At 68.4% G+C, this 23,673-nt stretch carries 17 protein-coding genes; 8 read left to right on the plus strand and 9 right to left on the minus strand.

The window, feature by feature from the left end; all coding sequences use genetic code 11:
- Window positions 1-23 precede the first annotated feature (23 nt).
- Both FNH24_RS17375 and FNH24_RS17380 read right to left on the minus strand, forming a co-directional pair.
- The gene (locus FNH24_RS17375) at window positions 24-1,406 is read right to left on the minus strand and encodes a helix-turn-helix domain-containing protein (protein ID WP_152363483.1); all 1,383 of its coding nucleotides are present in this window, start codon (window positions 1,404-1,406) and stop codon (window positions 24-26) included.
- A 73-nt stretch (window positions 1,407-1,479) separates the two neighbouring features.
- Window positions 1,480-2,319 (minus strand): prephenate dehydratase, encoded by an 840-nt coding sequence (locus FNH24_RS17380; RefSeq protein WP_152363484.1) that lies wholly within the window; start codon window positions 2,317-2,319, stop codon window positions 1,480-1,482.
- 41 nt (window positions 2,320-2,360) lie between these two features.
- Between FNH24_RS17380 and FNH24_RS17385 the strand changes: the two genes are divergently transcribed.
- The gene (locus FNH24_RS17385; RefSeq protein ID WP_152363485.1) at window positions 2,361-3,218 is read left to right on the plus strand and encodes a phosphotransferase; all 858 of its coding nucleotides are present in this window, start codon (window positions 2,361-2,363) and stop codon (window positions 3,216-3,218) included.
- A 574-nt stretch (window positions 3,219-3,792) separates the two neighbouring features.
- Here the strand turns inward: FNH24_RS17385 and pgm are convergent.
- Window positions 3,793-5,421: a phosphoglucomutase (alpha-D-glucose-1,6-bisphosphate-dependent) gene (pgm, locus tag FNH24_RS17390; RefSeq protein WP_152363486.1), complete on the minus strand. Its 1,629-nt coding sequence runs from the start codon at window positions 5,419-5,421 to the stop codon at window positions 3,793-3,795.
- A gap of 171 nt (window positions 5,422-5,592) precedes the next feature.
- Between pgm and FNH24_RS17395 the strand changes: the two genes are divergently transcribed.
- The gene (locus FNH24_RS17395) at window positions 5,593-6,525 is read left to right on the plus strand and encodes a tetratricopeptide repeat protein (protein ID WP_152363487.1); all 933 of its coding nucleotides are present in this window, start codon (window positions 5,593-5,595) and stop codon (window positions 6,523-6,525) included.
- A gap of 54 nt (window positions 6,526-6,579) precedes the next feature.
- Here FNH24_RS17395 and FNH24_RS32465 read toward each other — a convergent pair whose 3' ends face one another.
- The 3 genes from FNH24_RS32465 to FNH24_RS17410 form a co-directional block, all read right to left on the minus strand.
- A complete protein-coding gene (locus FNH24_RS32465; RefSeq protein ID WP_152363488.1) occupies window positions 6,580-7,446 on the minus strand; it encodes a hypothetical protein in 867 nt (288 codons plus the stop codon).
- Between the two features lie 55 nt (window positions 7,447-7,501).
- Window positions 7,502-8,284 (minus strand): NUDIX hydrolase, encoded by a 783-nt coding sequence (locus FNH24_RS17405; RefSeq protein WP_152363489.1) that lies wholly within the window; start codon window positions 8,282-8,284, stop codon window positions 7,502-7,504.
- A gap of 181 nt (window positions 8,285-8,465) precedes the next feature.
- A complete protein-coding gene (locus tag FNH24_RS17410) occupies window positions 8,466-9,989 on the minus strand; it encodes an HNH endonuclease signature motif containing protein (RefSeq protein WP_161606172.1) in 1,524 nt (507 codons plus the stop codon).
- A 196-nt stretch (window positions 9,990-10,185) separates the two neighbouring features.
- On the opposite strand from FNH24_RS17410, the gene FNH24_RS17415 reads away from it, so the two are divergent.
- Window positions 10,186-10,935 carry a phosphotransferase gene (locus FNH24_RS17415; protein WP_217428287.1) on the plus strand — a complete coding sequence of 250 codons (750 nt, stop codon included), beginning with the start codon at window positions 10,186-10,188 and terminating at the stop codon, window positions 10,933-10,935.
- 237 nt (window positions 10,936-11,172) lie between these two features.
- Entirely contained in the window at window positions 11,173-11,541 is a 369-nt protein-coding gene (locus FNH24_RS17420) for a DUF1304 domain-containing protein (protein WP_152363491.1), read from the plus strand.
- A 59-nt stretch (window positions 11,542-11,600) separates the two neighbouring features.
- Here FNH24_RS17420 and glgB read toward each other — a convergent pair whose 3' ends face one another.
- Genes glgB through FNH24_RS17435 form a run of 3 tightly spaced genes read right to left on the minus strand, consistent with a single transcriptional unit; the run spans window position 11,601 to window position 17,036 of the window.
- A complete protein-coding gene (glgB, locus tag FNH24_RS17425; protein ID WP_152363492.1) occupies window positions 11,601-13,562 on the minus strand; it encodes a 1,4-alpha-glucan branching protein GlgB in 1,962 nt (653 codons plus the stop codon).
- Entirely contained in the window at window positions 13,555-14,955 is a 1,401-nt protein-coding gene (locus FNH24_RS17430) for a maltokinase N-terminal cap-like domain-containing protein (protein ID WP_152363493.1), read from the minus strand. Before FNH24_RS17430 ends, glgB begins: the two co-directional genes overlap by 8 nt.
- Window positions 14,952-17,036 carry an alpha-1,4-glucan--maltose-1-phosphate maltosyltransferase gene (locus FNH24_RS17435; protein WP_425486901.1) on the minus strand — a complete coding sequence of 695 codons (2,085 nt, stop codon included), beginning with the start codon at window positions 17,034-17,036 and terminating at the stop codon, window positions 14,952-14,954. The genes FNH24_RS17430 and FNH24_RS17435 overlap by 4 nt, the downstream gene beginning before the upstream one ends.
- A gap of 104 nt (window positions 17,037-17,140) precedes the next feature.
- Between FNH24_RS17435 and glgP the strand changes: the two genes are divergently transcribed.
- The 4 genes from glgP (at window position 17,141) to FNH24_RS17455 (ending at window position 23,614) form a co-directional block, all read left to right on the plus strand.
- On the plus strand, window positions 17,141-19,687 hold the full coding sequence (glgP, locus tag FNH24_RS17440) for an alpha-glucan family phosphorylase (protein ID WP_246186948.1): 2,547 nt from the start codon (window positions 17,141-17,143) through the stop codon (window positions 19,685-19,687).
- A 737-nt stretch (window positions 19,688-20,424) separates the two neighbouring features.
- Complete coding sequence (locus FNH24_RS17445) at window positions 20,425-21,768, plus strand: ABC transporter substrate-binding protein (protein WP_161606173.1); 1,344 nt, start codon at window positions 20,425-20,427, stop codon at window positions 21,766-21,768.
- A complete protein-coding gene (locus FNH24_RS17450) occupies window positions 21,765-22,724 on the plus strand; it encodes a carbohydrate ABC transporter permease (protein WP_152363496.1) in 960 nt (319 codons plus the stop codon). The genes FNH24_RS17445 and FNH24_RS17450 overlap by 4 nt, the downstream gene beginning before the upstream one ends.
- On the plus strand, window positions 22,721-23,614 hold the full coding sequence (locus FNH24_RS17455) for a carbohydrate ABC transporter permease (RefSeq protein ID WP_152363497.1): 894 nt from the start codon (window positions 22,721-22,723) through the stop codon (window positions 23,612-23,614). Before FNH24_RS17450 ends, FNH24_RS17455 begins: the two co-directional genes overlap by 4 nt.
- The last annotated feature ends 59 nt before the right edge of the window (window positions 23,615-23,673 follow it).

Here is a 23,673-nt window from a genome sequence, read left to right on the forward strand (position 1 = left end):
GGGCCGAATCGTTTACCGACAGTTCATCTTGGCTGCCGGGGCGGGAGAGCCGCGTTGGCGTCGAACCAGGTCGCCGGATCGTCCGGGTCCGGGGCCACCACGAGGTGCTGCATCAACTCGGCGACCTGCTGGTTGACCAGCGTGCGCCGGGCCGGGTCCGGCTCGCCGAGCCAGGTCAGCTCGACGCAGATGCTGCCCGTCGGTGGCCCGCCGTACCAGCGATCGACCGGCAGCTCGGGCTGCTCCGCGTCGGCATCCGGCACCGACCGGAAGGTCGGACCGGACCGAGGGCAGGCGGCACCGGACGCGGACCTCAGTGGCACGGTGAACGCCACCGCAAAGAGGATCCGACGGGCGGTGATCCAGGTCGAGCCGTCCGGCATCAGGCTGATCATCGGCTCCTGGACGCCGAGCGGCGGCTCCGGTAGGCCGACCGGGATCCGCAGCGGCCGGCTCTCGAATCGGATCGACTCGGCGATCGCGAACAGGCGGCCGGCATCGCCCGGCGGGCCACAGGTGACGCTGGCCAGGAGGTCACCGTGATCCCAGTACAGGTTTGAGTCCTGGCTGAGCCAGCCGGTTTCGGTGCCGACTTGGACCGCACGATCGGAAGCGGGGCCCTCGCCGCGGACCGGGGACCCGCCGAAGTCGCTCGAGCCCTGGATGGTGACCCGACATTCCTCCGTACCTCGACGGAGCCAGGTCGACTCGTCCCAGCGGGACACGGCGATCTGGCCGACGGTCCACCCGGTCGGCGGGTCGACCCGGTGTCCGAGGTGCCAGCCGCCGAGCTGGGGCCGAGCGGGGGTGAGCAAGGTGGAGGTCAGTGCCGCGATGATCACGAACACCAGCGCCACTCCGACCAGTCCGGCCGTGCCGCGGCGGCGTCGGGCGATCCGGCCTGCCCGAGCGGTGCCAGCACGCCGGATGGTGGCCGGATCCGGCGCCGTCGCGGCCAGCCGGTCGAGGGCGTAGCTGACGTACCCCTCGACCGGTTCGGGAACGTCGGCGAGCAGGGCGTCCAACCGTGCCGTGATGCTCGCTCGGCTCTGGTCCAGGATTCGCGCCAGCTCGGCCGGCGCGAGCCGCTCGCGGAACCGCAACGTCAACAGCACCCGGTCGGCGACCGGCAGCCGCCGCAGCCAGGTGACGATCGGCGGCCCGGGATCCACGTCGCCGACGATCACCGGGTAGGTCTCGGTCCGCAGCGCCGCCCGGACCAGCCGATCCCGGAGCTCGGGGTAGTCCTCGCCGGCCCCGGGCCGGGTCCGGGCCAGCAGGTTGCTCGCCTCGTCGCCGGCCAGGCACGCGGCGAGCTCGGCCAGCCGGTCCAGGTCGGGATCCTGGCGCGCCGGGGACCAGGGATCAGCGTCGGGCCGCAGGTCCGGGCTCCGCTGATCAACCATGGTCACTGTCGCGACTGGCGCGCCCCATGCCGCCGACCGTAACAGCGACCCCGGGGCTCGCGGGGTCGGACGATCAGAATCGGGCGGGGTCGGCGGGAAAGACGCCGAGCATCTTCACGTCGGTGGAGAAGAAGGCCAACTCCTCCAGCGCGCGCTTGACCCCGATGTCGTCCGGGTGGCCGTCGACCTCGGCGAGGAACTGGGTGGCGCCGGTGAACGAGCCGTCGAGCATGTAGCTCTCCAGCTTCGTCATGTTCACGCCGTTCGTCGCGAACCCGCCGAGGGCCTTGTAGAGCGCGGCGGGCAGGTTGCGGACGTTGAAGATGAAGGAGGTGACGACCGGGCCGGCGCCGGCCGGCGCCTTGACGAAGTCCCGGGACAGCACCACGAAGCGGGTGGTGTTGTGGTCCTCGTCCTCGACGTCCTCGGCCAGGATCTCCAGCCCGTAGATCTCGGCTGCGAGTGGCGGCGAGATGGCGGCCTGGGTGGGGTCCGCGGCCTCCGCGACCTCACGGGCCGCGCCCGCGGTGTCGCCGGAGATGATCGGCCGCAGCCCGAGCCGGCGGATGATCTTGCGGCACTGACCGAGCGCGTGCACGTGGCTGTGCGCGGTCGTGATCGTTTCGAGGGTGGATCCCGGGACGGCCATCAGGTGAAACCGGATCCGGAGGAAGTGCTCGGCGATGATGTGCAGCCGCGAATCCGGCAGGAAGTGGTGGATGTCGGCGACCCGGCCGGCGATCGAGTTGTCGATCGGAATCATCGCGAGCTCGACCTCACCGCTCTCGACGATCGCGAAGACGTCCTCGAACGAGGCGCAGGGGACAGCCTCCGACTCGGAGTAGTGCTGCTTGCAGACCAGGTGCGAGTTCGCACCCGGCTCACCCTGGTAGGCGATGCGGGGGCCGGTCACTCGTCGCATCCTAGTGATGCCCGACCGTTACCGTGACGCCCATGCCGTCGCCGCTGACCGAGACCCGCACCCTGACCGAGCTGGCCTCGCTGGTCCTGGCCGAGGGGCGGCCGGTCGACCTGGACGGCGCCGAACTCCTCGTCGGCTGGGAGAACGCGGTGATCAAGACCGCCGAAGGTTGGATCTATCGCTTTCCTCGGATGGGGCAGGCCGCCTTCGAGCGCGAGTTGATGATCTTGGAACGGCTGGCCGGGACGCTGCCGGCGCCGACGCCGGAGGTCGCCTGGACCGGGCGGCTGACTCCCTTCGCCGCGTACCGGACGATCGAGGGCGCGACCGCCGACTCCGCCGCGCTGCGGAGCGCGCCGGAGGACGTACGCCGAGCGACGGCCGGGTCGCTGGCGGCCTTCCTGGTCGCCATGCATGATCGATTCGACGAGACGGAACGCGCCGAGCTCGGGATCACGACACAGAATCCGCGGGCGATCGTGAGCGAGATCGAGGAACTCCTGCCGTCCCTGCCGGAGCCGACCCGGAGTTCACTGCGAGCCCTGCTGACCGCCTATCAGGAAACGGAACTTTCGGCTCCGGAGCCGCGGCCGGTCGTGCTGCACGGCGACTTCCACTTCGGCAACCTGGTCCTTGATCAACCGACCGGCGTCGTCGCCGGCGTCTGGGACTTCTCCTGCGTCGAGTACGGCAATCCGGCCAGTGACCTGCGCTACCTGCTCGGCGACCGCGCGGACCTGGCCGGCCTGATCGCCGACTGCTACGCCGACCTCACCGGCCGGACCCTCGACCTGGCCGGCGCCCGCCTCGTCGGCGCACTGGAGGAGGTCACCGACGCCCTGGCCGAGCACCGCCCGATCGATCCGGTCCTGCACTCCCACGGTTTTTGAACCTTCGCACCCTGAGCCACCGTTGATCATGGAGCCGTGGTGCCGTGACTCCTGTTCGGGCCGGGCGGCCGGGCCGGCGCGGTCCGACTGCCGGTGAGGGTGTTCGGTCCCTGAGCCTGCCGCTTGTTCGTTCCCTGAGCTTGTCGAAGGGCAGGCCAGATGGGTGCCCTTTCGGTTTCGGCCTGACGGCCGCAAAGACGCGCCAAGGACGGGCGGGTCATGCGGTCCGTCGGGTTTGTGGCCGGGCGCCGGTGTACGGGCGGCGAAAGTCGCCGGCTAGGCATCGACTGTGACTGTTTCCCGCCCATTCCGTGCCGATCGAGCCGGGAAACGTCACAGTCGGTGATCCCAACCGCAGCCCAACCGGCGCCCGGCCGGAAGCTCCCAAGAAGCGCCGCAACCCGCCCGTCCTTGGCGCGTCGTTAATCCTCGGCGAGCACCGAGCAGACTTGCCCGGCCGACCCGGGGCGGGCGAATCCTGCCGTTCCGGGTCCACTGACGCACAGGTCCCGCGATCCGAACCGAGACAGCGCTCCGCCTGGCTTGCCCAATGACAAGCTCAGGGAACACCGGGTCAGCCGAGGGCGGCTGAGACGACGTCGCGGGCGGCGGCCTGCACCTGGGCGAGATGATCTTGACCGCGGAAGGACTCCGCGTAGATCTTGTAGACGTCCTCGGTGCCGGACGGTCGGGCCGCGAACCAGGCTGATTCGGTGATCACCTTGAGACCGCCGATCGGCGCGTCGTTGCCGGGAGCCGAGGTGAGGATCGCGGTGATCGGTTCGCCGGCCAGTTCCTGCGCGGTGACCGCCGCGGCGTCGAGCTTGGCCAGCTTCGCCTTCTGCTCCCGGTCGGCCGGCGCATCGATCCGGGCGTACGCCGGCGTGCCGTGCTCCGCGGTCAGCTCGCCGTACAGCTGGCTGGGGGAGCGGCCGGTCACCGCGGTGATCTCGCCGGCCAGCAGGGCGAGCAGGATGCCGTCCTTGTCAGTGGTCCAGGTGCTGCCGTCCAGCGCCAGGAAGGAAGCTCCGGCGGATTCCTCACCGCCGAAGCCGATCCCGCCCGAGCGCAGCCCGTCGACGAACCACTTGAACCCGACCGGCACCTCGAGCAGCTTCCGGCCCAGTGACGCCGCGACCTTGTCGATCATGGAAGAGGAAACCAGGGTCTTGCCCACGGCCGCCGTCGGGTCCCACTGCGGCCGGTGCCCGTACAGATAGGAGATCGCCACGGCCAGGTAGGCGTTCGGGTTCATCAGTCCGCCGTCGGGGGTGACGATGCCGTGCCGGTCGGCGTCGGCGTCGTTGCCGGTGGAGATCGCGTACGCATCCTTGTTCGTGATCAAGGACGCCATCGCGTCGGGCGAGGAGCAGTCCATCCTGATCTTGCCGTCGGTGTCCAGGGTCATGAACGACCAGCGCGGATCGACCTCGGGATTGATCACGGTCAGGTCCAGGCCCAGGTGCTCGGCGAGGTAGCCCCAGTAGCCGACGCTGGCGCCGCCCAGCGGGTCCGCGCCCAGCCGCAGCCCGGCCTCCCGGACTGCCGGCAGGTTGAGCGCGTTCGCCAGGTCGTCGCAGTAGCGGCGCAGGTAGTCGAACCGCTCCACCTGTCCGTACGCCTGAGCGAACGGCGTCCGCCGGATCTGCGCCGGATCGCGGAGCAACTCGTTGGCCCGGGCCGCGATCGCGCCGGTGGCGTCGGAGTCGGCCGGGCCGCCGTGCGGCGGGTTGTATTTGAAGCCGCCGTCACGCGGCGGGTTGTGCGACGGGGTGACGACGATGCCGTCGGCCTGGCCGGCGGTCGCGGCGCGGTTGTGGACGACGATCGCCCGGGACACGGCCGGGGTCGGGGTGTATTCGTCGGTGCCCTCGCAGCGGACCGCGACCCCGCCCGCGATCAGCACCTCGATCGCCGTCTGCCAGGCCGGCAGCGACAGCGCATGCGTGTCCTTGCCCAGATAGAGCGGCCCGGTCACTCCCTGCGCCGCCCGGTATTCGACGATCGCCTGCGTGGTCGCGGCGATGTGGGCCTCGTTGAACGCGGTGTCGAGGCTGGAGCCGCGATGCCCCGAGGTGCCGAAGACGACCTGCTGACCGGGATCGTCCGGATCGGGGCGGAGATCGTAATAGGCACCGATCACGGCGTCGACGTCGATCAGGTCCTCGGGACGTGCCGGTTGCCCGGCTCGGGGATGCGCCATGCGCCCCATTCTCACTGACTTGTACCGGCGGGGCGGGATCTGGCCGAAGACGGTGAAGGGATGGTGCGAGGGGCTACTCGGTCACCGAACTCCCGGCCACTACCGCCCAGCCGGTACAAGTCGGCGAGACCGGTGGGGCGGATGGGCGTGGGCTTTGACAGGATGTGGGTCATGAGTTCGTCGAGCTTCAATCCCCGGGGAGCGGTCGACCTGTCGCAGCTGGCCGAGCAGGCCAAGCAGCGCGCGTCCGGCGGTGCCCCCCGCCCCGGCGGCGCGGCCGGTGGCAGCTATGTCGTCGAAGTGTCCGAGCAGACCTTCGAGGCGGACGTCATCCGTCCCTCGGTGCAGCATCCGGTCGTGGTCGAGTTCTATTCGCCGCGGGTGTCAACCGGTCAGCAACTGTCCGACACGCTGGCCGCGGCGGCCGCGGAGGCCGGCGGCAAATATCTCGTCGCCCGGCTCAACGTCGACGCGGCCCCGCAGATCGCGAGCCAGCTCGGGCTGCAGGCCGTGCCGACGGTGGTCGGCGTGGTCGGCGGCCAGCTGGTGCCACTGTTCCAGGGCGTACTCCCGGCCGACCAGGTCAAGGCCGCCCTTGATCAACTGGTCAAGGCGGCGGTGGCGAACGGCATCGTCGGCCGGGCCGAACCGGTCGGGGGCGGACCGGTGGACGAGGACGCCGAGGCCGAACCCGATCCGCGCTTCGCCGAGGCCGACGCGGCCCTGGAGCGGGGCGATTTCGCCGCTGCCGAAGCCGAGTTCGACAAGCTGCTCGCCGCCAACCCGGCCGATGCCGAAGCCAAGGCCGGCAAGGCCCAGGCCGGGCTGCTGGCCCGGTCGGCCAACGTGACGCCCGAGGTCGTACTGGCTGCGGCGGCCGCGCCCGACGCGGAGCTGCAGGTGCAGCTGGACGCCGCCGATGTGGAGCTGGTGGCGGGTCAGGCCGACGAGGCGTTCGCCCGGTTGATCGAGCAGATCAAGCGGCGGGCCGGTGACGAGCGTGATCAGGTACGGCTCCGGCTGCTGGACTTGTTCGAGACCCTCGGCAACGCCGATCCCCGGGTCCAGAAAGCCCGCCGCAACCTGATGGCCGCTCTGTTCTGACCCGAAGCTTCACCGGGGACGACGTAGCCTGAGTCCCATCGGGCCGGCGTCGGCCTACTGATCCGAGGGAGGGGAGTCACTGTGTGGGCTCTGACTCGGTTCCTCGGTGGGTTCGTCGGACGGCTGATCGGAGGGTTCTTCGCTCTGGTCGTCACGCGGCTGTTCGGATGGCTGCTCAGTTGGGTCGTCGGTCGGCTCGTCGGACTGCTGACCGGGATCCTCGGTCGGCTCTTCGGATGGTTGTTCGGTCGGCTGCTCGGAGGGTTCCTCGGTGGTCTCCTCGCTGGGCAGCTCGGACGGCTCGTCCGATGGCTGCTCGGAGGGCTGCTGCGACGGCTCTTCGGAATCCGGATCTGACGCTCCACGCCCCGGATCGTCGCCGTCGTCGCGGGTCTTGGTCCCGCCGCCTTGGGTGACATCACCGACCGTCGTGCCGCCCTTCGTGCCGGCCAGCGAGGTGCCGGACGCGAACTCGAGCCCGACCACCAGCACCGCCGCGATCGCGAAGGCGGCCAGGGTGCCGATGGCGACGGACCTGATCGGGAACCGGCGCCGCTCGGCCGGCGGCGGCAACTCCTTCGCCGGCGGATTCGGTTGGCTTGTCGGCGCCGGGTCGTCCTCGGAAATGCGGGGGAGCGGAGCGGTCTCCGCCTCGGCCCAGGAGGCCGCCGCCGGACGGCCGGAACGCCGGTCCAGCGCGGCCCGGGCCGCGTGCCTGGTGCGCCGCATCGTGTGCGTGTACAGGGCTCCCGCGATGGCGGCGATCACGCTGATCAGTGCCGCCCCGATGATCGTTCCCGCGCTGCCGAGTTTCGAGCCGATCGCCGCAGCCGTCGCGGCCGCCAGGCCACCGCCGATCACCTGGATCGGTGAGATGTCGAGCTTCGGCCGCTGTTCTGATTCCCCCACGGGGTTGGACAACGGCCCGATTCCGGCAATCGTGCCGGGACGTGACCGATCCCACTCCCGGGTCCGGTCAGACGCGTCGGCCGTGTTCGGTGTACGCGGTCTCGCCCGGGCCGACCGTGCAGGCTGCGGTGAGCCGGCGATGCGCGCCCTCGGTGAGCAGCTCCGCCGCCTCGTCCAGGGTGCACAGCCGGACGCGTACGATCTCGCGTTCCTCCAAGACGTACCCCTCCAGCTCGGACTCCTCGATGGTGCCGCCGTCGAAGATCAACTCACAGGCGTCGTCCCAGCCCAGGTAGGGCGGCAGCCAGTCCACCGCCAGCAGCCGGCCGACGGTTCGGTCGACGCCGAGCTCCTCGCGGACCTCCCGGATCGCGCCGTCCCTCGGCGATTCGAACGGCTCCACGATGCCGCCGGGCAGCTCCCAGTCGGTCTTGAACGTCGTCTGGCAGAGCAGCACCCGGCCGGCCCGGTCGCGGAACACCACGTGGGCGATCAGCCGCTTCCGTGGCAGCGCGGAGTTCATCACTCCGGAGAAGCCGTCGGGTCCGCGCACCTGGTCCGCCGCCAACCGGCCGTAGATGATCATGTCGTCGTGATCACCGTCCGGCCGGGCCACGGCCTGCCGTCGGATCCCTTCCTGCCGGAATCCGGCCCGGAGCAGGGCGCGGCGGGCGGCGTGATCATCGGCCGGCCTGGTCACTTCGAGTCGGCGCAGGCCGCGACCGATCAGCGCGTCGTCGGCCGCGGCGCTGACGGCCTGTTCCAGCGAGGCAGGCGGCAGCGCCCCGTTCCACCGGAGGGTCGCCGAGTCGTCGGCTGTCGTCTCCACTGCTATCTCGAACCCGGCCACCGCCCCATTGTGGCCGACGGTGAGGACTTCGGTGATGACGCCCGGTGAGCCGCCCTTTGATCAGGAGGCCGGCGATCGAACCGCCCAGAGTGCGGGAGCACGATCTGCCGACAGCTCAGGGTACGAACACCCGAGCCGCCACACCACCAACGCAAGATCGGTCGACGAAGCGGCGCGCTGACTACTGGTCGCGGCGCTCGGTCCGGTCGGTCCGGTCGGGGTCGGCGAGGGTCCAGATGGCGTGGGCGAAGGCGCGGTTGCCCAGGTCGTGGGTGCCGGAGTGGTTGGTCAGGTACACGTCGCCGTGGGGTGACCGGTAGAGCAGCACACCGGGGTCGGGTTGTCGGCGTTGCCAGCCACCGTGGGTGAGACAGCGGTGTTCCGGCCGGGTGTCGGGGGCGAGGTTGTCGATCCTCGTTTGACCGGGCAGGCCGCCGCGGTGCCGGGCCAGGAACGGCTGGACATGATCCAGATCGAACCCGCTCGTGGCGGTGGACCAGGGAAAACTGCTCCCGGGCTGTCGGAGGCGGAGGTAGCGGCGGTGCCGGTCAGGGATCTCGTAACTGTCGACCGGCGGCGGGATGTCGTTCAGATCGATCACCGGCCGGACCTTCACCCGGGTATGACCGAGCCAGCTTTGGACGATGCTCATGGTGGTGGGTTTGAGGCCAGGCACCCGGCAGATCCCGTGGCGCTTCTCCAACGATTCCGCCGCAATATGCACCACCAGATAGGCGGTCGGCAACAATTTCGTGAGGTCGATCCGTTCCAACATGCGTTGTACCGCAGCCTGGAAGATCGCCGACTCCACGTCGACCGCGGGCGGCAGGTCACGCAGCGCCGGGTGGACGTCGGATTCCTCGACCGGGCCGCCGGTCTCGGCCATGATCTCTTCGACGGCGGCGGCGAGGTCTTCATCGAACAGGTCGGGCTGGCGATGCCGTGCCCGCAGCTCAGCGGCTTGGAGATCATCACCCAACAGGGCGAGGGCTTCGGCGCGGCGTTCGTCGGCGGTGCCGGCCTCTTCGGGAAGGTAGCCGGCCAACTCGTCGACCGCGGCATACAGACGGTTCGTTTTCACGGCTTCGATTCGGCCGTGGATGCTGCGCATCCCGTCCTCGTCAACTCGACCCAGCCAGACGCCGCGTTCCTTCCTCCGCCGCCCGATCAACGCCTCGTAGGCGTCCGGGTCAACGGCCAGGATCGCCGCCAGCGTGCGGTTCTCCAGCTTGGTCCAAGGCACGACCCCGGCGAACCGGGCGATCTCTTCATCGACCAACAGGGCCTGATCGAAGAGAAGAGGACGGGTGAGGCGGGCGATCTTGGCTCCCTGCCAGCCCCGCAGCTCACCCCGAACCACCTTTCCCCACAGCAGTGGGAACCGGTGGCGGAGGTCGAGGGCGTCGCCGACGAAGTACAGCCCGGAGCCGAGGCTCTTGCCGATCTTCACGCTGAACTCCGCCATCGCCAGATCGTTCACCTCCGGCGTACCATCTCCACCCGGCCGGACCCCACGCGCAGCACCAGGCAAGTCGAGCTGATCATGATGGATCGACTCCGCCGGATACGCATCAGCCCACGCCGCCGCGAGCACCAACAACTTGTTCTCCGCCAGGACCTGGGCCCGCTGCGCCTCGGCGGCGGCATCAAGGATCCCGCGGGCATCCAGCCCCGCGGTGCACCCCTCCAACGCTCTGTCGAACATGTGTTCTATTCTAGTCGTGATCACCGACATTCGCTGTCATGTCGCAGGACATCGGTGACCGTTCCGCATCAAGACATCGGTGACAGTTCAGGCCTCAATGGTGGTGACACTTCGGGACGTCACGGGCTATGAAGACGTGGTGCTTTGGACTGAAGATCGCTACCGAGCTCGGCGTCAATGCCGATAGCGTCGCGGCGTGGCCGACGTCGACGAACAGCCTCTTGAGGGCGGAAACGCCTCTGCCGAAGTGGTACGGGTCGGATCGACCGTGCGGAAACCATGGCTGGCCAGCACTCCGGCCGTGAATGACTACGCGGGCCACCTTCTGGCCGTCGGAATCGATCTTCCCCGGCCGCTTGGTCGTGACGACAAGGCCCGCCAGATTCTTGAGTACGTCGATGGAGCCCTCGCCCAGACCTTGCCTCGGTTCGGTTCAGACGAACTCCAGCGTGTCGGCGGCCTAGTCCGCTCCATCCACGACGCCAGTGCGTCATACCGGGCCCTTGACGACGCCGCTTGGGACGTGCTCCTTCCTAGCGACGGCGCCGACTTGATCTGTCACAACGATCTTGCCCCGTGGAATCTCATCGTCGGCGAGCGGTGGGTCTTCATCGACTGGGACGCGGCAGGCCCCAGCACCCGGCTGTGGGACCTCGCCTACGCCACCCAGTCCTTCGCAGGACTCAACCCCGACGAACTCGACGGCGCGCCGGACCGGCTCGGTGCCTTCGCCGCCGGCTACGGCGCCGACGACACACTCCGCGAGCAGCTGCCAGACGCCATGGCCCGCCGGGCCCGGGCTAGCTTCGAAAGCCTCCGCGATGCCCACGCTCGCGGCGAGGAGCCCTGGGCCACGATGTTTCTTAGCGGACACGGCGACTACTGGCGATCTGTCGCCGATTTCCTCAGCACATACGCTTCCAGCTGGCGCGCGGCCCTTCGCTGACCAAATTTCCGGCTTCACCGACATCGGAGTTTGGCCGCAGATCCGAGCCTGGCGGGCGGGTCGTGTGGATCGGTGGACCATCGTCCGCATTTGCGCTTCGGGTGAGCGGCCCGCGTCCCAAGACCGGCTGAGTGTCACCGAAGTCCTGATACATCACACACCGACATTCACCACCGACATTCGCAGTGGAACAAGGGAATCCGGGGCACTTCGGCTGGGCGGCGATACGGTTCGGGGATGAGTGTGATCGCACAGGTGTTCGTGGTGTTGGCCGGACTGTTTCATGTCGGGGTGTTCGTGATGGAGAGCGTGCTGTTTCGACGGCCGAGCATCTATCAACGGTTTCTGATCAAGGACGAGACCGAGGCGGCCGCGGCACGGCCGTGGGCCTTCAATCAGGGTTTCTACAACCTGTTTCTGGCCATGGGGGCGCTCGGCGGGTTGATCTTGGGCGGCGAGCGGGGCTATGCGATCGCTCTGTTCAGCTGCGCCTGCATGGCCGGCGCCGCAGCCGTACTGTACGGCTCCGACCGCCGGATGCTGCGCGCCGCCCTGGCGCAGGCCGCGCTGCCGATCATCGCCCTGGTGCTGGCCGCTCTGGTCTGACCGGTACCGCGGCTTGATCCAACCTGCCCTTCGACAGGCTCAGTGAACGTTCCGCCGGGCTATTCGGAGGCCAGGCGGGCGATCTCGCGGGCGGCCGCGTCGGCCTTGTCCTGGTCGGGCTGCTCGTCGACGACGTGCGGATCGTGCCGGAACCAGACCGCGCCGAGCGCCGGCAGGGAGATCGTCGCCGAGGCCGGCATGCCGTTCAGGCCGACGTCGGTGGCGATCACCTGACCGAGGTTGCCGACGGTGCCGGTGCCGTCGTAGATGCTCGAATCGGTGTTCAGGATCTCGGTCCAGATGCCTTCCGCCGGCAGCCCGATCCGGTAGTCGGTCCGCGGATCGGCGGAGAAGTTGATCACGCTCGCCAGCATCTGTCCCGCGCCGTCCAGCCGGACGAAGGAGAAGACGTTGCCGTAGCTGTCGTCGGCGTTGATCCAACGGAAGCCGGCGGGATCGTTGTCCAGCTTCCACAGCGCCGGGTGGGCCTTGTAGAGCCGGTTCAGTTCCTTGATCAACAACTGGACGCCGCGGTGACCCCACTGCTGGGTCAGATCCCAGTCGACGCTGCGCTGCTCCGAGAATTCCCGGCGCTGGCCGAACTCGGTGCCCATGAACAGCAGGTTCTTGCCCGGATGTGACCACATGAACGCGTAGAACGCCCGCAGGGTGGCGAACTTCCGCCACTCGTCGCCGGTCGCCCGCTCGAACATCGATCCCTTGCCGTGCACCACTTCGTCATGACTGATCGGCAGGATGAAGTTCTCCGAGTACGCGTACGACAGCGCGAAGGTCAGATCGTGATGATGATGTTGCCGGTGGATCGGATCGCGGCCGAAGTAGCTCAGCGAATCGTTCATCCAGCCCATGTTCCACTTGAAGCCGAAGCCGAGCCCACCATGATCGATCCGGGCCGTGACGCCGGGCCAGGAGGTCGACTCCTCGGCGACCAGGAAGACGCCGGGTTTGCGCCGGTAGGCGTGCGCGTTGACCTCGCGCAGCAGCTCGATCGCTTCCAGGTTCTCGTTGCCCCCGTTGACGTTCGGCACCCACTCGCCGGGCCCGCGGGAGTAGTCCAGATAGAGCATCGAGGCGACGGCGTCGATCCGCAGCGCGTCGATGTGATACTCCTCCAGCCAATACCAGGCGTTGGAGATCAGGAAGCTCTTCACCTCGTTGCGGCCGAAATTGAAGATGTAGGAACCCCAGTCCGGATGCCAGCCCAGCCGCGGGTCCTCGTGCTCGTAGAGGGCGGTGCCGTCGAAGCGCTGCAGCGCATACGGATCGGTGGCGAAGTGACCGGGCACCCAGTCGACGATGACGCCGATCCCGGCCTGATGAAGTTGATCAACGAGGTAGCGGAACTCGTCCGGTGACCCGAGTCGCGACACCGGCGCGAAGTAGCCGGTGACGTGATAGCCCCAGGACCCTTCGTACGGGTGCTCGGCCACCGGTAGGAACTCGACGTGGGTGTAGCCCTGCCAGGTGACGTATTCGACCAGTTCCTTCGCCAGCTGGAGATAACTGAGCCCACGCCGCCAGGACCCGAGGTGCACCTCGTAGACGCTCATCGGCTCGGCGTGCGGCTGGTACTGCTCGCGCTTCTTCAACCAGGCATCGTCATTCCAGGCATAACCACTGGTGTAGACGATCGAGGCGGTGTGCGGCGCCGCCTCGCAGAAGCGGGCCATCGGGTCCGCCTTGAGCAGCCAGCTGCCGTCGGGGGTGAGGATCTCGAACTTGTAGAGCGCGCCGGAGCCGACGCCGGGCACGAAGGTGGCCCAGACGCCGGAGTCGGGCACCCGGTGCAGCGGGGTGTCCTCGCCGTTCCAACCGTTGAAGTCGCCGACCAGCCGGACCTGCTGGGCATTCGGCGCCCAGACCGAGAAGCGGGTGCCGCTGTCGCCGCCGTCGATCGACATCTCGACCGCCCCGAGCCGGCGCCAGCATTCGGTGTCGTGTCCGCCGTGGAACCCGCCCAGATCGACTCCGGTCAGCCCGCCGGTCACCGTGTCAGTCATGATCATCCTTCCCCGCCACTTCCTGATCTTCGTTCGTCCGTTGCTTGTCCGACGCCAGCCGGATGATCGCGTCGAGCGGGATGCGTACCCAGTCCGGCCGGTTGCGAACCTCGTAGCCGAGCTCGTAGATGGCCTTGTCCGCCACGTAGGCGTCGATGATCATCCGGTCCACCTCGGTTGGTGGGTCGGCCGCGGCATAGCCCTCGATGAACGCGGCCTGCGCCGCACCGGCCCAGTCGTCATCGGCCGCCTCGGGAGAATCGGCGACGGCGTAGTCGAAGGACCGGAGCATCCCGGCGACGTCGCGCCACCGGCTGTCCGGCAGCAGCCGTTCGGCCATCGTCTTGGCCGGCTCACCCTCGAAGTCGATGATCTTCCAGCCGGCCGAGGTGCGCAGCGTCTGGCCCAGATGGAAGTCGCCGTGCACCCGCTGGGTGTCCAGGGTCAGCCCGGACAACCGGTCGAACCGAGCCCGGATCGCGTCGGCGTGATCATGGAGCTGCGGTGCGAACTCGACAGTCCGCTGCAGCCGATCGGTCATCCCCGCCGCGATCTCCTCGCCGGACCGGGTGCCGGTCGGGAAGGCCGAGCGCAGCACCTGATGCACCCCGGCCAGCGCCGCACCGAGCCGGCGGGCGCCGTCTGTGAAGTCGGTGGTCGACTCCGCCGCCTCGACCGCGAGCCGCCAGCCGTCCTCGGCGTCGGAGAACAGTTCGGTCAGCATCCCGAGATCGGCACGCAGAGCGGTGCCGCGGAGCGGCCAGGTCGCGGTGATCTTGCCGTACAGCCGCGCCGCGTCCGTCGCGTCCGCCTCGTTCAAGGCCCGGTGCACGGTGATGTCGAGGTTGTCGCCGAGCTCGAGTCGGCGGAACAGCTTGAGCAGGGCGCGGTCGCCGTACCGGATCGAAGTATTGCTCTGCTCGCCGGTGAGCCGACTCGGCGGCAGGTCGGCCGGCAGCCCGGTGACGGCCGGCTCCGGTACGAACTCCAGCTCATGATCATCGGCCGCCACCGGGGCACCGGTGAGCAAGGAGACCAAGATCACCGAGCTGGCGTCGGGATCGTCGGTCGCGTCGAAGCCGGCCAGCGTCCCGTGATCATCGACCTCGATCCGGCGCAGCTCCGACCGGTCCGGTGACTCCGCCGCCGGCCGGTACGCCAGCGGCAGCTGGTAGTACTCGGCGTGCGTGTCGGGATAGCCGACCTCGACGATCTCGATCCGCACCGCCGGCCACTCGCCGGGCGGCCGCAACCAGGGCAGCGGGGTCAGCGAACGCAGCGTCGCCGACCGGCCCTTGCCGGCGAACCAGCGCGATGACTCCAGGAACGGCAGCAACGATCCGTCGGACCCGGCTCCATCGGATCCGGCGGCCGGGACCTCGGACCCCGTCATGATCGTTTGACGACGGACAGGATGTGGGCCGGATCGTCGTGGGTCAGCCGGACGAACGCCCGCTGGCCCCAGCGCCAGGTCTGCCCGGTCAGCTCGTCGTGCACCTGATACACGGCGTCCGGCCGCAGCCCGAGAGCCGTGGGGTCGAGCCGGATCTCGGACTCGACGACGTTGTGCGGGTCGAGGCTGCAGACCACGATCACCACGTCGTCGCCGGACCGCTTGGAGAAGGCGATCACCTCGGAATGCGCGGCGTGGTGGAAGTGAATGTTGCGGAGTTGTTGCAACGCCGGGTGCTCCCGGCGCAGTTGGTTCAGCCGGCCGAGGAGCAGACCGAGGTGCTCGCCCTTCTCCTCCGCCCCGGCCCAGTCGCGGGGCCGGAACTCGTACTTCTCCGAGTCGAGATACTCCTCGCTGCCGGGACGCAACGCGGCGTTCTCGAAGAGTTCATAGCCGGAATACACGCCCCAGGACGGCGACAGGGTCGCGGCCAGGACGGCCCGGATCGTGAAGGCCGGCTTGCCGCCGTGCTGCAGGAAGGCCGGCAGGATGTCCGGGGTGTTGGCGAAGAAGTTCGGCCGGAAGAAGCCGGCCGTCTCCTGGCTGAGCTCGGTCAGGTACTCCTCGATCTCCGCCTTCTCGTTGCGCCAGGTGAAGTAGGTGTAGGACTGCTGGAAGCCGACCTTGCCGAGCAGATGCATCATCGGTGGCTTGGTGAAGGCCTCGGCGAGGAAGATCACGTCCGGGTCCGTGTGCCGGACCTCCGCCATCAGCCAGGCCCAGAAGCTGACCGGCTTGGTGTGCGGGTTGTCGACCCGGAAGATCCGGACGCCGTGCGACATCCACAACCGGACGACGCGCAGACATTCGGCAGCGATCCCGGACGGATCACGGTCGAAGTTCAGCGGATAGATGTCCTGATACTTCTTCGGCGGGTTCTCGGCGTAGGCGATGCTGCCGTCGCTGCGGACGGAGAACCAGTCCGGGTGCTCGGTGACCCACGGATGATCGGGCGAGCACTGCAGCGCCAGGTCGAGGGCGACCTCCAGCCCCAGCGACGTGGCCTTGGCAACGAACCGGTCGAAGGCGGCGAAGTCACCCAGCTCGGGGTGGATCGCGTCGTGACCGCCCTCGGCCGCGCCGATCGCCCAGGGCGAGCCGGGATCGCTGGGCTCGGGCGTCAGCGAGTTGTTCCGGCCCTTGCGGTAGCCGGTGCCGATCGGATGGATCGGTGGCAGATAGACGACGTCGAAGCCCATCGCGGCGGCGGCCTCGAGCCGTTCGTGCGAGGAGTCGAAGGTGCCAGAGGTCCAGCGTTCGGACTTCTCGTCGAAGGTGGCCCCCTGAGAGCGGGGGAAGAACTCGTACCAGGCGGAGAACAGCGCGCGCTGCCGCTCGCAGAAGATCGGGTACGAGGGCGTGCTGGTGATCAACTCGCGCGGCCCGTAGCGGCCGATCGCGGCCCGCGCGTCGGCGGCCAGCGCGACGGTCAGCCGATCCTCGGCCTGCAGTCCGGCGGACAGGGAGACGGCGCCGTGCCGCAGCACCAGGGCCGAGGTCTCGTCACCGACGGCCTCGGCCCGCTGCGCCGCCTCGGCGTACAGGTTGCGGCCCTCGGCGCAGACCAGATTGATGTCGATGCCGGCCGGAATCTTGATCTCCGCCGCGTGCGCCCAGGTGCCCCACGGATCGCTCCATCCCTCGATCCGGTACGTCCACCAACCCTCCTGATCCAGGGCGACGGTGGCCTCGCGCCAACTGAAACCGGCCGGGGTGCTTTCGGCCATCGGAACGCGTCGCTCGGTCCCGTCCGGCGCGGTCAGCACGACGGTGGCGTTCACCGCGTCGTGGCCCTCGCGGAACACGGTGGCCCGGATCGGGAATTCCTCGCCGACCACGGCCTTGGCCGGGTAGGCCCCACCCTCGATCACTGGTGACACGTCGGTGATCGGGATCCGGCCGATCGGCGTCCCCGGCGTTGCCGGTGACGCCGGACTGGCGGCCGTGGCCGGAGTTTCCGACTGGGCCGACCGGCGCTTGCGGGTGTCCTTTTTGATCACCGAACGAGGGTTGCGTGTCACGCAGCCAACCTAGTGCACATCGAGGGTGTCCCGCGCCGCCCGCTGCCGGCCGTGCTCGGTTACCGTGAGCCGCGCGCGCGATCCAACGATTCACCGTCCGCCCCGTGTTGCCGGACGAGCTGGCACCGCTCAGTGAACTGGCGCTGAACCTGCGCTGGAGTTGGCATGCCGACACCCGACGACTGTTCTCGACGATCGATCCGGAGCTGTGGCGGCGGACCGGCGGTGATCCGGTACGGTTGCTGGCTGCCGTCCCGCCGGAGCGGCTGACCCGGCTCGCGGCGGACCGGAGATTTCTCACCAACCTCGCGCTGATCCAGGAAGATCTCGACGAATATCTGACCGGTGATCGCTGGTATCAGCGCTATGCCGCCGAGGTCCCGGCTGCGCCGGCGGCGATCGGCTACTTCTCCCCGGAGTTCGGGATCACCGAGGTGCTGCCGCAGTACTCCGGCGGCCTCGGCATCCTCGCCGGTGATCATCTGAAGACCGCCAGCGACCTCGGCGCGCCGATCATCGGGGTCGGCCTGCTCTATCGGCAGGGCTACTTCCGGCAGGCGCTGGACGGGACCGGTTGGCAGCAGGAGCAGTATCCGCTGCTCGATCCGAACGCGCTGCCGCTGACCCTGCTGCACGGCGATCTCGGTGACGGGACCGGCGACGGTCCGGTCCGGATCGAGGTGCCGCTGGGTGATCATCGACTGGTGGCCCAGGTCTGGCTGGCCCGGGTCGGCCGGGTGCCATTGCTGCTGCTCGATTCCGAACTCGAAGCCAACACCGGGCCGGAGCGACAGATCACCGACCGGTTGTACGGCGGCGGCGCCGATCATCGACTGGCCCAGGAGGTGCTGCTCGGGATCGGCGGGGTGCGGGCCATCCGGGCGTACTGCGCGATCACCGGCCGGCCGGCGCCGGACGTCTTCCACACCAACGAGGGCCACGCCGGATTCCTCGGCCTGGAACGGATCCGCGAGTATCTGGCCGACGGGCTCGGCTTCGACGCGGCGTTGGAGCGGACCCGGGCCGGCACCGTGTTCACCACCCACACTCCGGTGCCGGCCGGGATCGACCGGTTCCCGCGGCAGTTGATCAAGGACCAGTTCGCCGACTTCGGTGATCTCGAACCGGAGCGGATCCTCGAGCTCGGCACCGAGGACTTCGACGGTGGCGACCCGGACACCTTCAACATGGCTGTGATGGGGCTGCGGCTGGCCCAGCGGGCCAACGGGGTGTCCCGGCTGCACGGCCGGGTCTCGCGGCAGATGTTCCGCGGGCTGTGGCCGGATTTCGACGAGGCCGAGGTGCCGATCGGCTCGATCACCAACGGCGTCCACCACGCCAGCTGGATGCATCCGGAACTGTTGGAATTGCTGGAGGCGACCACCGACTCCGGTGCCGACGGCGGCGACCCGGACGGATATCGCTGGGCCGGGCTGGCCGAGATCGACGCGGGCGCGTTGTGGTCGTTGAAGCGGCGGATGCGCGGACAGTTGATCACCAGTTGCCGGGAACGTCTGGCCGCAAGTGCCGCGCACCGCGGCCAGCCGGCCGAGTGGACCGCCTCGGTGCTGGACGAGGACGTGATCACCTTCGGCTTCGCCCGCCGGGTGCCGTCGTACAAGCGGCTGACCCTGATGTTGCGCGACCCGGAGCGGCTGACCCGGCTGCTCACCCACCCGACCCGGCCGATCCAGCTTGTCGTGGCCGGCAAGGCGCATCCGGCCGACGAGGGCGGCAAGCGGCTGATCCAGCAGCTGGTCCGGTTCGCCGACGAGGAGCAGGTCCGGCGCCGGATCGTCTTCCTGCCCGACTACGACATCGCGATGGCCAAGCCCCTGTATCCGGGCTGCGACGTGTGGCTGAACAATCCGCTCCGGCCGTACGAGGCCTGCGGCACGTCGGGCATGAAGGCGGCCCTCAACGGCGCCTCGAACCTGTCCATCCGCGACGGCTGGTGGGACGAGTGGTACGACCCCGCCTACGGCTGGGAGATCCCGTCGGCCGAAGGCGCAGTCGATCAAGATCACCGGGACGACCTGGAAGCCGCCGCCCTCTACGACGTGATCGAGAACGAGATCGTGCCGCGCTTCTACGACGCCGACGCCGACGGCATTCCGCACCGCTGGGTCCGGCTGATCCGCGACGCCATCGCCGGTCTCGGACCCAAGGTCCTGGCCGCCCGGATGGTCCGCGACTACGTCACCGACCTCTACACCCCGGCCGCCGCCTCCTCCCACGCCCTCGACGATCAGAGCGCCGAGGCCCTGGCCGCCTGGAAGCGCCGCCTCCGGTCCGGTTGGCGCGGAGTGATCGTTGATCATGTCGCCTCTCGTTCCGGCGATGCCGTCCAGGTGGGCGACAAGATCGAGGTCAGCGCGCTCGTCCGGCTCGGTGACCTGGACCCTGAGGACGTACGCGTTGAACTCGTCACGGGTGAGCTCGATGGGGACGACGAATTACGTCACACGCACGTTGTTTCTCTGGATACCGGAGTTGATGCCGATTCCGGACTTCGGCGCTACTCGGGAGTGATCGAGGTCGGGCGGGCTGGGGGATTGGGGTACACCGTTCGGGTGGTGCCTCATCATGATCAACTCGCGTCCAGCGCTGAGCTGAGTCTGGTTCGGTATCCGGGGGATCTGGTCTCGTAGGGTGCATCCCGCGCTGGGGTCTGGGGGATAGGTGCGCGGGCAACCATCCGCCCGCGAGCAAGTGTGGGTGCCGCTGCCGCGAATCTGCGGTCGCGGGCTCCCGCCAGGCCCGTCCGCGCCCGCGCACCTATCCCCCAGACCCCAGCGCTCCCTTTGGTCCGCACGTATTTTTACCGCCTCAGCCGAGCGCCAGTCGCCTCACGCCGACTGCCAAACCGAGCGCTGGAGTAGTCACGACGGTGTTTGTTCCCTGATGCTGTTGAAGAGCAGACCAGGTCCATCCGGTTGCCCTTCGACAAGCTCAGGGAACGAGCACCCGAGGCTCCACCTCGACACCGCCCGCCTTGGTGATCAATCCCACTACTCCTTCATGATCAGGTTCGCGCTCGGTTTGGCAGTGGAGGTGAGGCGACTGGCGCTCGGCTGAGGCGGAAAAAAGGGGTGTCCGTCGTAAAGGGAGCGGGGACTGTTGGGGGTCTGTGCGCGGGCGTGGACGGGCCTGGCGGGAGCACGCGGATGCTCAGACTGCGGCAGCGGCACCCACACTGGCCCGCGGGCGGATGGTTGCCCGCGCACAGACCCCCAACAGTCCCCGCGGGATTCCCTACCTCCAAAGAGAAGAGATGATCAATAAGAGGTCACATAACAACGAGCACCGAGGAAATCAAGGCTTCCACCGTAGGCGAGGCAGGCGTACAGTCCAATCAGCGGCACGGGGCCTCACCGAGGAGGATGAGATGCCGGGACATGGTGATCACGGGTTGCGGATGCAGCGGCGGATGTCGCGGCGTGAGGCGCTGTCCCTCGGCGTGGCCGGGGGAGTCGGGGCGCTCGGCGGTGGACTGCTGGCTGGCTGCGCGGCACCGTCGGGCGGTCCGACCCCGGCCGGCTCGAAGTCGCTGACCTGGTCCAGCTGGGCCAATCCCGGTGAGGCGGAGCGGTTCCGGCAGTTCAGTGCCGACTACAACGGGCGGTACGGGATCGAGCCGTTGTTCCAAGTCGTGGTCGGCGACTACACGCAGAAGCTGCTGACCAGGATCGTCGGCGACACGGCACCGGACGCGTTCTACGTCAACGAGATCGTGATGGGCCAGTTGATCAAGGCCAACCTGCTGGCCGACTTCGAGCGGTTCGCCGACCAGTCGGGGTCGGAGATCGAGCTGGACAAGTTCTATCCCGGGTTGATGCAGTGGTGTCGCGGTCCGGACGGCGGCGGGCTGTACGGGGTGCCGGTGGACTGCAATCCGAAGGTGTTCTGGTTCAACCAGAGTCTGCTGACCGAGGCCGGCGTGACCGAGAATCCGGCGCAACTGCAGGAAGCCGGACGCTGGGACCAGAACGCGCTGACCGAGCTGCTGACCAAGATCAAGACGACCGGCAAACGGGGGATGGTCTTCGAGGCCAACTGGTTCGACCTGCTCGGCTGGATCTCCACCTTCGGCGGGGCGACGCTCGACGAACGCGGCGAGGCGATCTTCCACGAGGATCCCAAGGCCATCGCGGTGCTGGAATGGCTGTGGGACCAGCTGGCCGAGGGCAATGTCAGCTACGGCGGCACCCTGCCTCGCGGCCAGGGCGTGGACGCGCTGTTCTACGGCGGCCAGCTGGCCACGATCCAGTACGGGCGGTGGATCCTGCCCAACCTGCGCAAGCTGGAGGGCTTCACCTACGACATCGCCCCGCTGCCGTCGGAATCCGGGTCGGAGATCTCCACCACCGCGGTCTACTGCGCGGCGATGTGCGTGAACAGCAAGACCAACAACCCGGTCGAGGCCAACCAGTTCGCCGCGCGGTTCTGCAACGCCGAGGGGCAACGGTTCCGGCTGTCCGGCGGCGGCAACGCGGTGCCGGCGATCCCCGGGCTGGACGAGATCGTCACCGAGGGCGGGGTGCCGGAGCACGGCCACTGGTTCAGCGAGATCGCGGCCCGCGGTTTCACCACGCCGCAGGTCCTGGTCACGTACCCGGAGCGTTCGGTGAACCTGAGCACCAATCTCGACTCGTTGATGCGGAACAAGACCGACTTCCGGACCTTCGCCCAGAAGGCCGCCGGTTACATGAACGGGACGGCGACGCTATGACCGATCTGGCGGAGGAGATCGAACGGTCGACGAAGCCCGGCGCCCGGACCGCTCCGGTCCCGCAGCGACCGGCGCAACGTCGTTCGCGGCGCCGGGAATCCCTGTGGGCGTTGGGCTTCCTCGGCCCGCAGTTGATCGGGTTGATCGTCTTCATGGTCGGCCCGCTGATCTTCGCCCTGTTCCTGTCCTTCACCAACTGGACCGGCTTCGGTGAGCGGACCTTCGCCGGGTTCGGCAACTACGCCTACATCTTCAGTGACCCTCAGATCGCCGTCTCGGCCCGGAACACGATCTGGCTGACGGTGATGCAGGTGCCGGGCCTGCTGCTGTCCGGGTTCATCGCCGCGTTCTTCCTGCAACAGGCGGGTCGGATGACCAGCGTCTACCGGGTGCTGTTCTTCGCGCCGCAGGTGACTTCCTGGGTGGCGATCGCCGCGATCTGGCTCTGGCTGTTCAACCCGGAGATCTCGCCGATCAACAACGCGCTGGCCGCGGTCGGGATCACCGGGCCGGACTGGTTGCAGGACCCGAAGACCGTGATCATGTCCTTCGCCCTGGTCGGGATCTGGCAGGGGATCGGCTATCAGGTCGTGATGTTCATGGCCGGCCTGGCCAACGTGCCGCGGGCGCTGATCGAGGCGGCCGACATCGACGGTGCGAATGCCTGGCAGAAGCTGCGCAAGGTGACACTGCCGATCCTGTCGCCGACGATCCTGTTTCTGTCCATCACCTCGATCATCGCCTCGTTCCAGATCTTCGACATCGTCTACGTCATGCTCGACACGACGGCCCCGTCGGGATCCCGGACGATCGTCTACGAGATCGTCCAGATCGGGTTCCGGCAGTTCGCGTACGGCAAGGCCTCCGCGATCGCGGTGTGTCTGTTCATCTCCCTGTTGATCTTGACCGGCCTGCAGTTGCTGGCCCAGCGCAGATGGGTGTACTACGCAGAATGACTGCCACCGATCTCAGTATCAGGGCCGTCTCGGCGGTCGAAGCGAGCAAACCCGGCGCCAACCGGCGGCCGTTCCGCTGGACCATGATCATCCTGCACGCGTTGCTGATCCTGTTCGGCCTGTTGATGGCGATGCCGTTCGTCTGGATGCTGTTGTCCTCGTTCAAGCCGCTGGACGAGATCTTCCAGGTGCCGCCGCTGCTGCTCCCGGTCAACTGGACCTCGGAGAACTACACCGCCGCGGTCGAGGGCGCGAACTTCCTGCAGGGCTTCGGCAACAGCGTGCTGGTCTCGGTCAGTGTCACCGTCGTCTCCCTGCTCACCTGCTCGATGGCCGCCTACGCGTTCGCCCGGCTGCGCTTCCCCGGCCGGGAGGCCCTGTTCCTGGTCTTCCTGGCCACCATGATGGTGCCGCAGCAGCTGACGATCATCCCGCTCTACGTGATCATGGGCTCGCTGCGGCTGGTCGACACCTTGTGGGCGCTGATCCTGCCGGCGGCACTGTTCAACGCGTTCGGCGTCTTCCTGCTCCGGCAGTATGTCCGCGGCATCCCGCTGGAGCTGGAGGAGGCGGCGGCGATCGACGGGGCCGGTCGGATCCGGATCTTCGCGACGATCATCCTGCCGCTGCTGCGGACCCCGATGGTCGCGCTCGGGATCTTCATCTTCCTCGGCCAGTGGAACTCGTTCTTCTATCCGCTGATCTTCCTCAACACCGAGAGCAACTACACGGTGCCGCTGCTGGTCAACCAGTTCAAGGGCGCCTACAGCTCCGACTGGGGCGCCCTGATGGCGGCCGTTACGATCGCCGCGGCGCCGCTGCTGATCATCTTCATCATCGCGCAGCGCCAGATCGTCGAGGGCATCGCTCTGTCGGGGTCGAAGACGTAGCTCACGGCACCAGGAGCCTCGACCTCGAGGATCACCCGGCGGCGCCGGAAGGCGACATC

Source organism: Microlunatus speluncae, assembly GCF_009299835.1.
In the GTDB taxonomy this organism is placed as follows: Bacteria; Actinomycetota; Actinomycetes; order Propionibacteriales; family Propionibacteriaceae; genus Microlunatus; species Microlunatus speluncae.

What these genes read in the sequence shown, in the direction of transcription:
- glgB (WP_152363492.1), bottom strand. Translation starts at nt 13,562, where the DNA reads ATGACTGACACGGTGACCGGCGGGCTGACCGGAGTCGATCTGGGCGGG.
- FNH24_RS17395 (WP_152363487.1), top strand. Translation starts at nt 5,593, where the DNA reads ATGAGTTCGTCGAGCTTCAATCCCCGGGGAGCGGTCGACCTGTCGCAG.
- pgm (WP_152363486.1), bottom strand. Translation starts at nt 5,421, where the DNA reads ATGGCGCATCCCCGAGCCGGGCAACCGGCACGTCCCGAGGACCTGATC.
- FNH24_RS17410 (WP_161606172.1), bottom strand. Translation starts at nt 9,989, where the DNA reads ATGTTCGACAGAGCGTTGGAGGGGTGCACCGCGGGGCTGGATGCCCGC.
- FNH24_RS17420 (WP_152363491.1), top strand. Translation starts at nt 11,173, where the DNA reads ATGAGTGTGATCGCACAGGTGTTCGTGGTGTTGGCCGGACTGTTTCAT.
- FNH24_RS17450 (WP_152363496.1), top strand. Translation starts at nt 21,765, where the DNA reads ATGACCGATCTGGCGGAGGAGATCGAACGGTCGACGAAGCCCGGCGCC.
- FNH24_RS17375 (WP_152363483.1), bottom strand. Translation starts at nt 1,406, where the DNA reads ATGGTTGATCAGCGGAGCCCGGACCTGCGGCCCGACGCTGATCCCTGG.
- FNH24_RS17445 (WP_161606173.1), top strand. Translation starts at nt 20,425, where the DNA reads ATGCCGGGACATGGTGATCACGGGTTGCGGATGCAGCGGCGGATGTCG.
- FNH24_RS17455 (WP_152363497.1), top strand. Translation starts at nt 22,721, where the DNA reads ATGACTGCCACCGATCTCAGTATCAGGGCCGTCTCGGCGGTCGAAGCG.
- FNH24_RS17430 (WP_152363493.1), bottom strand. Translation starts at nt 14,955, where the DNA reads ATGACGGGGTCCGAGGTCCCGGCCGCCGGATCCGATGGAGCCGGGTCC.
- FNH24_RS17385 (WP_152363485.1), top strand. Translation starts at nt 2,361, where the DNA reads ATGCCGTCGCCGCTGACCGAGACCCGCACCCTGACCGAGCTGGCCTCG.